The 17506-nt window shown below is 43.7% G+C and carries 6 protein-coding genes; 5 read left to right on the top strand and 1 reads right to left on the bottom strand.

The window, feature by feature from the left end:
- Positions 1-214 precede the first annotated feature (214 nt).
- From QUB35_RS11725 to QUB35_RS11715, 3 genes are all read left to right on the top strand, one after another.
- Positions 215-4930, top strand: coding sequence for a PAS domain S-box protein (locus QUB35_RS11725; RefSeq protein ID WP_333142085.1), 4716 nt, complete (start codon positions 215-217; stop codon positions 4928-4930).
- Positions 4896-6923, top strand: a complete 2028-nt coding sequence (locus tag QUB35_RS11720; RefSeq protein WP_333142084.1) for an adenylate/guanylate cyclase domain-containing protein — start codon at positions 4896-4898, stop codon at positions 6921-6923. Before QUB35_RS11725 ends, QUB35_RS11720 begins: the two co-directional genes overlap by 35 nt.
- Positions 6924-7341: 418 nt before the next feature.
- Positions 7342-8259, top strand: a complete 918-nt coding sequence (locus QUB35_RS11715) for an alpha/beta fold hydrolase (protein ID WP_333142083.1) — start codon at positions 7342-7344, stop codon at positions 8257-8259.
- A gap of 580 nt (positions 8260-8839) precedes the next feature.
- Here the strand turns inward: QUB35_RS11715 and QUB35_RS11710 are convergent.
- Entirely contained in the window at positions 8840-9721 is an 882-nt protein-coding gene (locus QUB35_RS11710) for a Cof-type HAD-IIB family hydrolase (protein WP_333142082.1), read from the bottom strand.
- Positions 9722-10209: 488 nt separating this feature from the next.
- On the opposite strand from QUB35_RS11710, the gene QUB35_RS11705 reads away from it, so the two are divergent.
- Positions 10210-15741, top strand: coding sequence for an ATP-binding sensor histidine kinase (locus QUB35_RS11705; RefSeq protein ID WP_333142081.1), 5532 nt, complete (start codon positions 10210-10212; stop codon positions 15739-15741).
- Positions 15742-15789: 48 nt separating this feature from the next.
- The gene (locus QUB35_RS11700) at positions 15790-17202 is read left to right on the top strand and encodes an adenylate/guanylate cyclase domain-containing protein (RefSeq protein ID WP_333142080.1); all 1413 of its coding nucleotides are present in this window, start codon (positions 15790-15792) and stop codon (positions 17200-17202) included.
- Positions 17203-17506: the final 304 nt, after the last annotated feature.

Below are 17506 nucleotides of genomic sequence, written 5' to 3'. Positions count from 1 at the left end.
GGAGAAACCGGGTTTGTTGGACAGAATCAGTAATGATGCGAGAACTGTAAAGAAACCCGGTTTCTGGGATGTACTTCATAAACCGGGAATACGCTGTATTTAAAATTAATCCTCTTTTTGCTGATTTTGAAAACATTTAATAAATAATTATGCTCGCCAGGAATCGCTAAATTTATTAAATGATCGATCTGCTGCTAGCACTAAAACATTCACAATGATCCGACAAAAAATGATAGTTGACAAAGAAAATATTCACATTTTAATTATTGACGATCAGCCCCAAAACCTGCGGTTTATATCCAACATATTGACGAAAGAAGGGTATAAAGTTCAGCGGGCGATTTCGGGAGAAATGGCGGTTAATGCTAATTTAACCGTTCTCCCTGACTTGATTTTGCTCGATATTGCCATGCCCAAAATGAACGGATATGAAGTCTGTGCTAGACTGAAATCCAACGAGAAAATGATGGAAATTCCGGTTATTTTTTTGAGCAGTTTTGATGAAACTTTTCATAAAGTCAAAGCTTTTGAAGTTGGGGGTGTTGACTACATTACTAAGCCTTTTCAAGTGGAAGAAGTTTTAGTGCGGATCGAAAGTCAATTGACTATACAACAGCTATCAAAACAATTAAAACAGCAGAATGCCCAACTGCAACAAGAGGTAGAATTTCGCAAGCGAACAGAACAATCACTCCGGGAAAGCAAAGCGCGGTTGCAGAAATTGGCGGTCAATATACCGGGAGTTATTTATCAATTTATTAAGCAGCCTGATGGAAGTTTTAAATTTGAATATATAAGTTATGCTTGTCGGGAGATTTACGAATTAGAGAGTGAGGAAATATTAAAAAATTCTGACTTGTGCTTCGAGCAAAACCATCCAGATGACCACGAATATCTGGTAAAACAAATTGCTACTAGCGCCCAAAGTTTAGAACCTTTTGCCTGTGAATGGCGGATTGTTACACCGTCGGGTAAACTCAAATGGCTGCAATCTAATTCTCGGCCAGAAATGCGCGATAATGGCGATATTGTTTGGTATGGCGTACTTTTTGATATCACCGAGCGCAAGCAGGCAGAAATAGAAATGGCTGGAGCTAAAGCGGCTTTAGAACGGCAAGTTCAGCGAGAATTGCTGATTGCAAAAATAACTCAAGAAATTCGCTCCAGCTTGCAGCCCGAACAAATATTTGAAATAGCTGCAACTCAAATCGGTCTGGCATTCTGCGTCAATCGCTGTTTGATTCATACTTACGTTACTACTCCCCAAGTCGATATTCCTCTGGTGGCCGAGTATCTACAACCGGAGTGCGAATCTATTCGGAACGTACCTGTTCCAATTTGGGGCAATCCTCACGTCATACAAATGATGATACAAGATATGGCGATCGCCTCCAACAATGTTTATTCAGACCCTCTGTTGGAAGCTGTTCAACCGATTTGCCAGAAGGTTGGGTTAAAATCGATGCTGGCAATTCGCACTTCTTACCAAGGCAGGGCAAACGGTGCTATCTGTTTGCACCAGTGCGATCGTTACCGGGAATGGACTTCGGAGGAAATCGACTTATTAGAAGCTGTGGCGGCTCAAGTAGGGCTCGCTATCGCTCAAACTAAACTGATCGAACGAGAAAAAAACCGAATTCAGCAGCTCGATCGGCAAAATAAAGTGCTGCAAGCAGAAATTCGCACCCGCGTCCGCGCCGAGCAAGCTCTGCAAGAATCGGAAACAGAATTGCGGGCGATTTTTGCCGCCATGACTGACACAGTTTTAGTGAGAAATGCAGAAGGGCGCTGCATCAAAATCGCCCCGACAGCATCAACAAATTTGGTGAAACCTCCAAGCGAAATGATTAACAAAACCGCCCACGAAGTCTTGCCGAAACCTATAGCAGATTTAGTATTAAAGGCTATCCACGAAGCTCTAAAAACGAAGCAAACCATCAATGTTGAATATAGCTTTAAAGTCGGAGAGCGCGAAGTTTGCCTCGACGCTAAAGTTTCTCCGCTTACTCCAGATTCAGTGATTATCGTAGCCAGAGATATTAGCGTTCGCAAACAAACAGAATCCGCACTCAGAGAGAGCCAGCACTTCATTCAAGCGATCGCCGATTCCAATCCCAACCTATTGTATGTTTACGATGTAATTGAACAGCGGAATGTCTACAGCAACCGACAAATTTCTACGATGCTCGGATATACCGCCCAAGAAATACAAGATATGGGTACAGCAATGATGCCAATGCTGCTCAACCCCGATGATTTGCCAGAGTTTTTGGAAAGCGTCAAAAAAGTGGATCAAGCCCAAGACGGTGAGGTCATTGAATGTCAATACCGAATGAAACACAAAAACGGTGAATGGCGGTGGATGCACAGTTGGGATACAGTATTTCTCAGAACAGCCGAGGGTAAACCCAAACAAATTCTCGGCACTGCTAATGACATCACAGACCGCAAATTAGCCGAAGAAAAACTGCTAGCATCGCAGCAAAGAATCTCATTTTTATTGCAGCAAACGCCGATCGCAGTTATCGAGTTAAACCTCAATTTAGAAATTATCACTTGGAATCCCGCAGCCGTTGCTATTTTTGGCTACAGTGAGGAAGAAGCGATTGGTCGAGTCGCCTCCGATTTGATCGTACCGGAAAGCTACCACCCGCAATTATCTGAGATTTTCAATCACGACTTGAATGCCAAATCCAGCGGCACTACCGAAAATCTGACTAAAGACGGCAGAATTATCATCTGCGAGTGGTACAATACTCAACTAATTGACGATAACGGTACAGCAATCGGCATTGCTTTAATGGCTGTAGATATTACCGAACGCAAGCAGGCAGAAACCGAACTGCAAGAAAGTGCTTTACGACAAAGAGCGATCGCCCGCATCATTGAAAGAATGCGGCAAACTTTAGATATCCGAGAAATTTTTCACGCCACAACCCGAGAATTGCGCCAAACCATGAAGTGCGATCGAGTTGCTATTTACCGTTTCAATCCAGACTGGAGTGGCGAATTTGTAGCAGAATCCCGTGACCACAACTGGGCTTCTTTCATCCAAGCACAGGAACTTGATTCTAACCTTACTGAAGGCGCTTTAGACAGCGATCGTTGCGTCGTCAAAGAATTAGATAGCCCCTCACAAGAAGTACGCGATACCTATTTGCAAGAAACCCAAGGCGGCCCCTACAGCCGAGGTACCACTTACCTTTGTGTCGCAGATATTTACAAGCAAGGTTTCGACAATTGTTACATCCAATTGCTAGAAAGATTTCAAGCTAAATCCTACATTATTGTACCAATTTTATCTGGCAAAAAGCTCTGGGGATTACTAGCATCATATCAAAATTCTGCTCCCCGCCAGTGGAGTGAAGCAGAAATCAACGTTGCAGTTGATGTAGGTACTCAGCTAGGAGTCGCATTACAGCAAGCGGAATTGCTCGCCCGCACTCAAAGGCAGTCCATGGAACTGATTAAATCCAAAGAAAACGCCGAAGTTGCCAACCGCGCCAAAAGCCAATTTCTAGCTTCCATGAGCCACGAACTCCGCACACCTCTCAACGCCATTCTCGGTTTTTCCCAAGTCATGGCCCGCAACAGTTCTATCACGGAAGAACAAAAAGAATACATAGAAATTATTAACCGCAGTGGCGAACATTTGCTAGAACTCATCAATGATGTTTTGTCAATGTCCAAAATAGAAGCAGGTCAAATTACTATCAATCCCAGCCGCTTCAATCTCTACAACCTTCTCAACAGTCTCAAAGAAATGCTGCAACTAAAAGCCAACTCAAAAGGTTTGCACCTAATTTTTGAAAACGCAGATGATTTGCCGCAGTACATTCAAACAGACGAAGCTAAATTGCGACAAGTTTTAATTAATCTGGTCGGCAATGCGATTAAATTTACTCAGCAGGGAACCGTGACTTTGCGCGTCAGCAGCCACGCTAAAAAAGACGCCACCGAAGAAAACAAATCCCAATTGTATTTTGAAATTGCCGACACTGGTTCCGGCATTTCTCCCTTGGAAATTTCCACATTATTTAAGCCATTTGTACAAACAGAAAGTGGTCGAAACTCCATGCAGGGAACTGGTCTGGGGTTGCCGATCAGCCAACAGTTTGTCCGAATTATGGGGGGTGATATTGCGGTTGAAAGTCAACTCGGTCAAGGCACTCTTTTCAGCTTTAATATCTGGGTTGACTTAGTAACACAAAGTGATGAACAAGAAAAATCCCCGATTAAACAAGTTATTGCTTTAGAAGCCGGACAAGACACTTATCGGATATTAATAGTTGAAGATGTAGCGGAAAATCGCCAACTGCTGCTTAAGCTCCTGATACCCCTGGGATTTGAAGTCCGGGAAGCAACTAACGGTCAAGAAGCAATTGCTTTGCATTCAACTTGGAAGCCGCACTTGATATTAATGGATATGGTGATGCCCGTGATGGATGGGTATGAAGCGACAAGACAGATTAAGAAAACTCTAGAAGGTAAAGAAACAATAATTATTGCCTTGACCGCCAGTGCTTTTGACGAGCAGCGGCAAATAATTTGGTCTGCGGGTTGTAACGATTTGATATGTAAACCGTTTCGGGAAGAGGTACTCTTTGAAAAGATAGCGCATCACCTCAACCTGCGTTATATTTATGAGAAAGAAAACTTATCTACTTCTTTGGCAGCACCCACGCTGCTTAAAAGTTTGACCACCGAGGATTTGAGTGTAATGCCCACAGACTGGGTGGTCGAGTTGCACCGATCAGCACTTTGTGTGGACGACAACCGCATCCTCGAACTGATCCAGGAAATTCCCGAAACTGAGGCAAATCTCGCTAACGCTTTAACAGATTTAGTCGATAATTTTCGGATAGATATCATTATCGACTTAACTCAATTATATTATGATGAACGACCATCCATTACCAGCGCCTCCTAAAGACATTCTGATTGTTGACGATATGCCGGATAACTTGCGACTTCTATCGACTATGCTGACATCTCACGGGTATCATGTCAGGAAGGCTATTAACGGAAACTTGGCTCTGCAAGCGGCAAAAATATCTCCTCCCCATCTAATTTTACTAGATATTAATATGCCGCAAATGAACGGTTATGAAGTTTGTGAGCAGTTAAAGTTAAGCGAAAAAACTAAAGATATTCCGGTAATTTTTATTAGTGCGCTAGATGATGTGCTGGAAAAAGTTAAAGCTTTTCAAGTAGGAGGAGTGGATTATATTACTAAACCATTTCAAGTAGAAGAAGTCTTAGCCCGGGTTCAAAACCAACTTTCCCTTCGTTCGCTGCAATCCAAACTGGAACTGCAAGCTAGGGAACTGCACGATCGCAATTCTAGATTGCAGGAAGAAATCGCAGAACGCCAGCGGGCCCAAGAATCAATCCGGTTTTTGCTGGAAACTACGCGGGCGATCGGCGAAGCTGTAGACTTTCACTCAGCTTTAGAAGTAATTCTGCACCAAGTGGGCGAAACAATCGGATGGGATGTAGGAGAAGCTTGGATTCCCGATGCAGAAGGAACTGTGCTGCAATCTGCCCGGGGCTGGTATGCCAGCAACGCGAGGATGGAGGTGTTCCGCAGGCAAAGCGAACAACTGACATTTGGCATGAATATAGGGCTGCCGGGACGAGTTTGGGCATCCAAGCAACCGGAATGGGTAGAAGATATTTCCCAGGGCTACCCGAATTTTTTACGAAGTCAGATAGCACTAGAACTCGGATTCAAAGCGGGTTTTGGCGTGCCGATTTTGGTAGGCGATGAAGTATTGGCAGTGCTAGTTTTCTTTAAAATTTCGTCTGGTGGGAAAGACGCACGATTTATAGACGTTTTTAATGCCGTCGGCACTCAATTAGGTTCTTTAATTCAACGCAAACAAGCAGAAGAATTGCTGCGTATTGCCCAAGAAAAATATCACAGCATTGTACAAAATGCTATGGAAGGCATTTTTCAAAGCACGCCTTCAGGAGGCTATCTCAGCGCTAATCCAGCTTTGGCAAAATTGTACGGTTACGACTCGCCAGAAGAACTGATGTCGGAGATTAAAAATATTGCTCAGCAACTGTACGTTGACCCGGAACGCCGCCTCGAATTTGTGGCTGCTATGGATACTGAAAATGCCGTTTCGGGGTTTGAATCTATGGTATGTCGCAAAGACGGACGCCGGATTTGGGTGTCAGAAAATGTCCGGGCTGTTCGAGATTCAAAAGGTGAGCTGCTCTACTATGAGGGTACTGTTTCTGACATTACAGAGCGCAAATTAGCGCAAGAAGCGCTCAAAGTTCAACAAGAACAAAGCGAGAAGTTGCTGTTAAATATTTTACCCAAACCAATCGCAGAACGCTTGAAGGCAGAGCAAAGCACGATCGCCGACAGTTTTGCCCAAGTAAGTGTTTTATTTGCTGATATTGTTGGCTTTACTGAGTTGTCTGCTAGAATGTCTCCCACCGAGTTGGTAAAGCGCTTGAACGTAATTTTTTCGCACTTCGACCAGTTAGCTGAAAAGTACGGTGTGGAGAAAATTAAGACTATTGGCGATGCTTACATGGTAGTCGGGGGGTTGCCTACGCCTAGACAGGATCACGCCGAGGCGATCGCCCAAATGGCCCTGGGAATGCAGGCAAAAATAGCAAAGTTGTGCGCCGAGACAGGGGAAAAACTGGCAATTCGCGTCGGCATCAATTCCGGGCCAGTTGTTGCGGGAGTGATTGGTGTGAGCAAGTTTACTTATGATTTATGGGGAGATACGGTGAATGTAGCGGCGAGGATGGAAGCTACGGGTTTTGCAGGCAGCATTCAAGTTACTGATGTTACTTATGAGCTTTTGAAAGATAAGTATTTGTTTGAGATGCGAGGCGTGATTCCGGTAAAAGGTAAGGGGGATATGATGACTTATTGGTTGCTAGGAAAAAAGTAAAAATTGGGAATTGGGCATGGGGTATGGGGCATTGGGCATGGGGCATCGGGCATGGGGCATGGGGCATGGGGCATGGGGCATGGGGCATGGGGCATGGGGCATGGGGCATTGGGCATTACAACAAATAACCAATAACAAATAACCAATAACCAATAACCAATAACCAATAACCAATAACCAATAATTCATGACAACTGACAACTGACAACTGACAACTGACAACTGACAACTGACAACTGACTACTGACAACTGACAACTGACAACTGACTACTGACAACTGACAACTGACAACTGACAACTGACAACTGACTACTGACTACTGACTACTGACTACTGACTACTGACTACTGACTACTGACTACTGACTACTGACTACTGCTATGATGAAAGTCGTTAACGAAACTTTACATAATAGCCGTGACTGCACAACAATTAGTATCTGCAACGAGTTTTGAAAAGCTAATTTGGACTTGGAAAGGTCACAAAATCCAATATACCGTCCAAGGAACCGGCCGCCCTCTGATCTTGATTCACGGATTTGGGGCTTCGATCGGACATTGGCGGCAAAATATCCCCCCACTAGCGGCCGGCGGCTATCGCGTATTTGCGCTGGATTTGCTGGGATTCGGTGCTTCCGCCAAACCAGCCCTAGATTACACTCTGGAATTGTGGGAAGAATTGCTGAGTGATTTCTGGGCGGATATGGTACTAGAACCGGCGGTATTTGTTGGGAATTCGATCGGCGCTTTGCTGAGTTTGATGGTAGTCGCCAACCATCCAGAAATATCAGCCGGCGGTGTCTTAATCAACTGTGCCGGCGGGCTCAACCATCGGCCCGACGAACTGAATTTCCCGCTGCGAGTAGTGATGGGGACTTTTACTAAATTAGTTCGATCGCCCCTGATCGGCCCCTTTGTCTTCAACAACATCCGCCAAAAACACCGCATCCGCAACACCCTGCGCCAAGTCTACGGGAACCGCGAAGCCATCACTGACGAACTCGTAGAACTCCTGCACGCCCCCTCCTGCGAGCCCGGAGCTCAACAAGTGTTTGCCTCGATTCTCACAGCCCCTCCAGGCCCTCAACCGTCAGAATTGCTGCCCAAAGTCGATCGTCCGTTATTGGTACTTTGGGGCGCAGACGACCCCTGGACACCCATCGCCGGCAGCCAGATTTATCAACAATTGGCCGCCAACGATAAACCAGTGAAATTTGTTTCCATTCCCAACACAGGCCACTGTCCCCACGACGAGCGGCCCAGTGAAGTCAACGCTCTGATTTTGGACTGGCTGCTGGAATTGAAGTACAATTTTTCTGAGCGAGGCAACCATTGAGCGATCGAGTCAAACCCTTGCAGTGCAAAAGTTTTGCCTCGCTTCTCCGCACCGACACCCCCGCAGCAGCCGACTCAAAAAACAATTTTTGGAAAAAGTATTGACACAATTTACTGAGTCAGCTATATTGATGGACGTGTGAGGAGCGAACCAGAAGAAGCACCGAGACGAAACACGGCCAGTCGTCGGTGCTTTTTCTGTTGAAACCCGTTTTTAAGAGTTTTAAATTATCTATAATTCACATCCCCCATATCTGTAAGCCCGCCCCGCTTTCTTCATTTCTTCCTACCCTACCCTTCGGGAACCCCTGCGGGGAACGGGAACGGCTTCGCCGAACGCGTTCTTAGCGTCTTCGCGGTTCGTTAAATAAATATTCTGATTTTGCAAAAAAAGTAATTGACTCCATTTGATATCGAAAAATCCGAAAGTGTGGATGGTTTTTGAGCATCAAAATTTGATTGCATAGAACTCAAAACTAGAGAGTTGTATAAGAATAAATTGTCGCTGGGTCGGGGCGGGTTAATATACATTTTTTCCAAATGTCGCTAAACCCGCCCCTGCGGTATTTGTGCTGCAAATATCAACGATCGCCCAAAACAAATTGTTCGATCGCAGCCGCCACCCCATCTTCCTCCACATCCGGCGCCACCCAATCAGCAGCAGCCTTCACCCCATCAGGAGCATTGCCCATCGCCACCCCTACACCCGCATAGGCAATCATTTCTACATCATTAAAATTGTCGCCGATCGCCATCACATTCGCCGCCTGCAAACCCAAAAGTTCCTCCGCTAAATACTGCACCGCATCTCCCTTATTCGCCAAAGGATGCGTAGCTTCAAAAAAAGTAGCAACCGATTGAGTCAAATAAAGCTCTGCAGGCGTGTAGCGCTGCCGCATACTGCTGAGCAAGCCGTCGAGTACCCCCGGATTCTCGCACAATGCCAAAACTTTCGTCGGTTCCCCCGGAAGATCTCGCCGCAAATCTTTAATCACCATTGGTTTAATGCCCGATCGTTCTGCATAAATTCGGGTAGCTGCGGTAATTTCCGGCACGTAAAGTTGGTCGTCAATGTAGAAATGGATCGAAAGCAGCGATCGCAAATGCGGTTCTTCAAAATAATCTAACAGTTGCAGAGCAGTTTGTTTCGACAGCGGCAAGTGCCGCAGCCGTTTTTGAGTAGCGTGATCTTGAATCCATGCGCCCTGGTAGCAAATCAGTGGCAATGTTGAGCCGATGTCGCGGTGAAAACGCAAAGCTGATCGGTACATCCTGCCCGTAGCGACGGCTACTTTCACTCCCCGCGACTCGGCAGCCAAAATTGCCTGCTTGACTGGTTCTCGGATGTCATTTGACAAACCTGCGATCGTGCCGTCTATATCCACTACCAGCAATTGAATGTCTGCGGTGCCCAAAGCGCGATCGGTCGCATTAGCTGGATTTGAGGCAGTTATATTCTGCATGATTTTTTTAGATTTTAGCTGTTGATTTGCACGCACCCGTTTATTTTGCCACTGGCGGGATAGCAAAGTGCCACTTCTGATTTTTTGAATACTAAAATAATATAGATAACTAAATAAGCGACAAAAAAAGTATCTAGGAGGACTCTTTAGGGCTGGATTTAGCTAAGCTATATCATAGTAGCCAGTTTACTGCCGTAAAAACCGCCCTCGACAGGTGATGTGTATTTTCACTTACTTAATAATACTTGTGTGCAAAAAGAATGCAACTGTAGGTTAGAGCCAAACCCTTATGTCATCAATCATTCCCAATCTAAAATCTAAAATTGTATAACCGCATCTTTTAAATTACCCCCAAATATAGCAATTCTAAATGAATTGTGTAATTTTTGTAGGGGCAAACCCCCCGTGGTTGCCCCGATCCGTGGGGGGTAGGCACTCTTAGCACTACCCCTACCTATTTGTACAACTGATGCGAGGATTGCTATATCATGATTTCTATTCCGGGATACCGCATTGACGGAGAACTTTATACAAACCCTCACACAGTTATTTATCGAGGGATGCAGCTTGAGGAACAAAAACCCGTTATCCTCAAAACTCTCACGCCGCCATACCCTAACCCAGCGCAAATATCCCAACTGCTGCACGAATCCGAAATTCTTAAAAATTTGAATTTACCCGGAATAGTCAAGCTTTACAAAATAGAAACATACAATCACTTCCCTGTTTTAGTCTTAGAAGATTTTGGTGGTATTTCCCTAAAAGACTTTCTCAGCAACAACCAGCTAGAGTTACAACAATTTCTGCATATTGGCATCAAACTAGCAGAAACAATTGGGCAACTCCACGAACACCACATCATCCATAAGGATATTAAACCCAGCAATATTATTGTCAATATCGAGACAGGAGATGTCAAGATTGCTGATTTTGCGATCGCCTCCCTGCTACCGGGCGAAAACCCCGCCCCCAGCCATCCCCATTTACTCGAAGGCACTCTCGCCTATATGTCTCCTGAACAAACGGGACGCATGAATCGGGCGATCGACTACCGCACCGATTTTTATTCTTTAGGCGTCACCTTTTATGAGATGCTTTGTGGCGAATTGCCTTTTCAGGCGATCGATCCTATGGAATTAGTACACTCCCATATTGCCAAAACGCCAGTTTCTCCTTGGGAAAACAGAAAGCAAAAAGTACAAAGCAGAAGCATCGAAGGCAGAATCAATCAATTAGGAACCAAGGAGATTCCTCAAGTCGTTTCCGATATCGTCATAAAACTCTTAGCAAAAACAGCCGAAGACAGGTATCAAAGTGCTTTCGGACTTTTGTACGACTTGGAAAATTGTCTCCATCAACTGCAAACTACAGGCGAAATTTCCCACATAACCCTCGGCGAGCAAGATCAGTCAAGTCACCTGCAAATTTCCCAAAAATTTTACGGGCGAGAAGTAGAAGTTAATATGCTTCTCAGTATCTTCCAGCGGATGAGGCGGGGCAATACAGAAATCGTGCTGATTTCTGGTGCCGCAGGTGTGGGCAAATCGTCGTTAGTATATGAAGTTTACAAGCCGAGTCGGCGGGAAAACGGGTATTTTATTGACAGCAAATTTGAGCAATTTAAGCGCGATATTCCCTACGCTTTTTTGCTCCAAGCTTTTCAGGATTTGTTGCGACAAATATTCACAGAAAATGCCGCAGAAATCCATGTTTGGAAAGAAAAAATTTTAAAAGCACTCGGCGGCAACTGCCAAGTAATTATTGAAGCTATTCCCGAAGTAGAACTGATTGTCGGGCCGCAGCCCCCCGTCCCAGATTTAGGAGCAAATGAATCTCAAAATCGCTTTAATTTAGTATTTCAAAACTTCATCCGCGTCTTTGCTCAAAAAGAACACCCCCTAGTAATTTTCTTGGACGACTTGCAGTGGGTCGATTCAGCATCTCTCAAGTTAATAGAACTGCTAGCAACTGACCTGGGAACTCAATATTTATTAATAATTGGCGCTTATAGAGAGCAGGAAGTAGATGCAAATCATCCCCTAATGCTGACCGCCGAAGCAATTAAAAAAGCAGGCGGTACTGTGAGGGCGATCGCCCTTTCGCCTTTAGATATAAGCAGCGTCAACCAATTTGTTGCCGATACTTTGAACTGCGCCCCAGAAAAATCCCTAAGTTTAGCAGAATTGCTTTGGCGAAAAACTGCGGGAAATCCCTTCTTTTTAACTCAATTAATAAAATTTATTTACTCGAAAAGTTTGATTTACTTTAAACTTTCACCCTCGAATAATTTGGTCGATCTAGCTGAACCTAACCTGTCGGGCTTAGCGCAACCAATCTCAGAGCAAATTGTGAAAAAATGCCATCTTACAGGCGAGTGGCAGTGGGATATCGAACAAATACAAGAAATGGGAATAACTGACAATGTTGTAGAATTAATGATAGATAACATTCAGAAACTTTCAAAGAAGACCCAGGAACTGCTTAAATTAGCCGCTTGTATCGGGAACAAATTTGATTTAGAAACTATCTCGACAATCGCCGAAAAACCTCTGGCGTCCGCAGCAATAGACCTCGGAGAGGCACTTCAGTCCGGTCTAATTTTGCTCGTGAATAACGCCTACCAAATTCCGATCGCACTAGCAGCAAGCACAGAAGTAACAGACACAATATCTAGAGACTTTACCGATAAATTTTCCCTACCAGTGGCTGATGTTTCGAGCGCCACTTACAAATTTTTGCATGAGCGAGTGCAGCAAGCAGCTTATGCTTTAATATCCGATTATCACAAACAAGAAATTCATCTCAAAATAGGCAATTTTTTACTAAAAAATGCACCGCCAGAGCAATTAGAAGAACATATTTTTGATACCGTCAACCAACTAAATTCAGCTAAAGAAATCATCAGTAGTCAATTAGAACAATTTCAATTATGCCAATTAAATTTAATTGCAGGCCGCAAAGCAAAAGCAAGTGCAGCTTACGAACTTGCCCTCAAATATTTAACCACAGGTATTGAACTGCTTCCCCCCGAAAGTTGGCAAACTGACTACGACTTGACTCTTGCACTCTACGAGTCAGCAGCAGAAGCTGCTTACCTAAATACCGACTTTGAACCAATGGAAAAATGGGCGATAATTGTCCTGCAACACGCAAAAAATGAACTAGACAAAATCAAAGTTTTTGAAATTAGAATCATAGCTTGTGCGATGCAAACCCAACTCCAAGAATCGGTAAAAATTGGTCGGGAAGCACTAAAAATGTTAGGAATTAACTTTCCAGAATCGCCGATTCCCCTCCACATTCAGCAAGCACTGGCTAAAACTGCCGCTTATTTAACAGAAATAAAAATAGAAGATTTAATTAACTTACCGATTATGACCAATCCGCACAAATTAGCAACTATGCGCGTGCTTTCCAGTATGTTTTCAGCTACATTTATAGTTGAACCTGTGCTGCTGCCGCTGATTGTGTGCGAGCAAGTTAATTTATCTATTAATTACGGAAACTCTACTTTTTCTGCCTTCGGTTATGCTAATTACGGAGCAATTTTAAAAGGAATAGTTAGAGATATTGAATCGGGCGATCGCTTTGGTCAATTAGCTTTAAATTTGAGCGATAGATTAAATGCGTTAGAATTCAAAAGCAAAACGCTGAATTTAGTAGCATTCATTTTGATGAACGGCAAGCATCACGTTAAAGACTCTTTGCCGCTATTAGAGGAGGCCTATCAAAGCGCGCTAGAAAATGGGGATTTAGAATCTGTCGGATATTCAGCCGTAAATATTTGTCAGTCTTTGTATTTCATAGGTCAAGAATTGCCACAACTGGAACGGAGAATGGTAAGTTACAACCATTTGCTGTTTCAACTCAAGCAAGAAACTGTATTGACTTGGAATCAAATATATCGGCAAAGTATTTTGCAATTGATGGGAAAATTGGAAAGTCAACACCTTGTATTAGGGGAAGCATACAGCGAAGAAAAATTGTTGTCGCTGCTGTTGAAAGCTAACGATCGGGTGGGACTACAGCACTTTTATTTGCAAAAATTAATACTAGCCTATTTATTTGGAGATACCGCTACAGCGCTAGAAAATGCAGCGCAAGCAGAAGTATATTTAGACGGAGTTGCAGGCTTTATTAATGTTTCTGAATACCAGTTTTACGATTCTTTAGCCCGCCTAGCCACCTATCCATCTGCAACAGAGGAGGAACAAGAAGAGCATATTTTTTACGCTGTCAGTAACCGGAAAAAACTGCAACAAAAAGCGCTTTCGGCGCCCATGAATCTTCAGCACAAATGCGACTTACTTACGGCAGAAAAAGCGCGCGTTTTGGGCAATGTTGAGAGAGCAATGGAATATTACGATCGCGCAATTGACGGAGCCGAAGAAAATGGATACATACAAGTACAAGCACTAGCAGCAGAATTGGCAGGAGCATTTTATCTATCCATAGGAAGAGAAAAAAATTCTAAAACTTACTTGACAGAAGCGCGTTATTGCTATCAGCGCTGGGGAGCAACAGCCAAAGCAGCGCATTTAGAATCGAAATACTCGCACTTGCTAACTTCCGCCTCGATTTCAACTAATATTGAAACTCACAAATCTACCAGCAGCGCTTCTTCCACTACGAACGACGCTGCAGGCGTGCTAGACTTGACTACCGCAGTGAAAGCATCGCAAACCTTAGCGGGCGAAATAGTTCTAGACAAACTGCTGGCTAAAATGATGAAAATCGTTATTGAAAATGCCGGGGGGCAACGAGGGTTTTTAATACTAGAAAAAGAGGGTCAATGGGTGATTGAAGCATCAGGATCGGTAGATGTCGATCGCGTTGCTGTCATGCAATCAATTCCGATAGATTTTGTAGCCGACGATCGAGAAGTAACTTTGCTGGCAGTTGCAGTTGTGAACTACGTCGCCCGCACCCAGGAAAGTATAGTTTTAAACGATGCCAGCCGCGAAGGACAATTTACTCGCACACCCTATATAATGGCGGTTCAACCTAAATCAATTCTTTGCACTCCGTTAATTAATCAAGGTCAACTCACTGGGATTCTATATTTAGAAAACAATCTGACTACAGGCGCTTTTACCCAAGACAGGTTAGAAATATTAAAACTGCTGTCTTCTCAAATTTCTATCTCCATCGAAAATGCCCAACTTTACGCCAACTTGCACCAATTCAATCAGAATCTCGAAAATTTAGTACAGCAGCGTACCTCCGAGCTCTCCCAAACTTTAGCAGACTTAAAATCGGCTCAAAATAAACTGGTAGAATCGGAAAAAATGGCTGCCCTCGGAGGGTTGGTTGCAGGTGTGGCCCACGAAATCAATACTCCCATTGGCATCGGCATCACCGCCGCCTCCCTGCTTGCTGAAAAAGCCACAAAGTTTTTTGAGGTTTACAGTAACGGCCAAATAAAACGTTCCGAGTTAGAAAAGTTTCTGGATACCGCCATGCAAAGCAGTAATATGATCTTATCCAACCTCACGCGGGCGGCCGACTTGATTCACAGTTTTAAAGAAGTAGCTGTGGATCAGTCGAGCGAGTTAAAACGCACGTTTAATGTTAAAAACTATCTAGAGGAAATTTTGACATCCTTAACAGCCAAACTAAAAAGAACTAAGCACAAAATACAGATTAAGTGTGATGAAAATATTGTAGTGGACAGTTACCCCGGCGTAGTGTGTCAAATTGTGACCAATCTGGTGTTGAATTCCCTAATTCACGCCTACGATGGAGAAGACGAAGGAGTTCTGGCTTTTGATTTCAAACTAGAGGGCGATCGGCTAATATTTGAATATGCCGATAACGGCAAAGGAATTGACCCAGAAAATCTCAGTAAAATTTTTGAACCATTTTTTACGACCAAAAGAGGTCAGGGAGGCACAGGATTGGGACTGCACATTATTTATAACCTTGTTACTCAAAAACTAAAAGGCACAATTAGCTGCACAAGTCAACTAAATAAAGGGACAAGATTTATGATTGAATTTCCCGCTAAAATGAGCAGTTAGTTATTAGACCGCCAACATGGATATAAGTTTTATATAGGAGAACGATATATGTCAGAAGCTAGTAAAAACCTGTTGGCTGCAGGCGATGACGAATTAATCCCAGCGGGCGACGATGAATTAATATTTGCCGAGGAAGACGAGGCGGAAGAAAAACCGCTAGAAGAAAGTTGGAAAATACTAATTGTCGATGATGAAATCGAAATTCATAATATTACTAAATTAGCATTAAGCGATTTTAAATTTGAAGGTAAAACTATAACATTTATTAGCGCTTACTCAGGAAAAGAAGCTAAAGAAATAATCCAAAATAACTACGACATAGCATTGATTTTACTTGATGTAGTTATGGAAACAGAAGAAGCAGGCTTGGAAGTAGTTAAATACATCCGCGATATTTTAAATAATCAAATTGTGCGAATTATTTTACGAACTGGACAGCCCGGACAAGTACCAGAAGATGTAGTAATTGTCAGCTACGATATCAATGATTACAAAACCAAAACAGAACTTACTAACAAAAAATTATTTACCACAGTAGTCACCGCCCTGAGAGCATTTAGATCCCTGAATCAAATCGAATCCAGCAAAAGCGAACTAGAAAAAATTGCCGCCGCCTCAGCCCGTTTTGTACCCCGTGAATTTTTGAAGTTTCTCAAAAGAGAAAGCATCGTTGATGCGAGACTAGGAGACTCTGTACAAGCAGAAATGACGATTATGTTTGCCGACATTCGCTCATTTACAAGTCTGTCAGAAAGTATGTCTCCCCGAGAAAACTTTGAATTTCTTAACTCTTACTTAAGCCGAGTTGGCCCAGTTATCCGCCAGTACAACGGTTTTATAGATAAATACATTGGTGACGGGATTATGGCTTTGTTTCCTAACAGGGCTGAAGATGCTGTGCAAGCAGCAATTGAGATGCAGCAGCAAGTAAAAATTTATAACAGACACAGGCAAAACAGTGGCTATCAACCTATTTCGATAGGGATTGGCTTGCATACGGGGACTTTAATGTTAGGTACGATTGGCGAAGCGGAACGAATGGAAAGTACGGTAATTTCTGATGCCGTTAATTTAGCTTCCCGCGTGGAAGGATTGACAAAGCTTTATGGAGTTAGTATTGTAGCTAGCGTCCAAACCCTTTGCCGGATAGACGATCCTCAACATTACAAGTGCAGGTTTCTCGATCGCGTTCAAGTAAAAGGAAAACAAACACCTGTTGCTGTATTTGAAATTTACGATGGCGACTCGGCGACAATGATCGAACTAAAAGCACAAACTCAAACTTATTTTGAACAGGGAATTTTTTTTCACTACCAGCAGCAATTCGCGCAAGCAAGGCAAATGTTTCTGCGCGTTTTGCAAGTCAACAAGTATGATAAGGCAGCATCTTTTTATGCAGAAAGGTGCGATATGTTGATGAAGAATGCAGTCATTATGACTCTGGAAGGAATAGAGATATAGGGAATAGGGCATGGGGCATGGCGCATGGGGCATGGGGCATGGGGCATTGGGAGTTGGGAGTTGGGCATTGGGAATTGGGCATGGGGCATGGGGCATGGGGCATGGGGCATTGGGAGTTGGGCATTGGGCATGGGGCCGAAAAGAATTAGGAAATGGGCATCAGCTCAGATAGTGAACAGTGAACAGTGAACAGTGAACCGTCAACAGTCAACAGTCAACAGTGAACCGTCAACAGTGAACCGTCAACAGTGAACCGTCAACAGTGAACCGTCAACAGTGAACCGTCAACAGTGAACCGTCAACA

The organism is Microcoleus sp. B13-B6, from assembly GCF_036705405.1.
Taxonomy (GTDB): Bacteria; Cyanobacteriota; Cyanobacteriia; order Cyanobacteriales; family Microcoleaceae; genus Microcoleus.
This window is presented reverse-complemented; position numbering and strand designations above follow the sequence as displayed.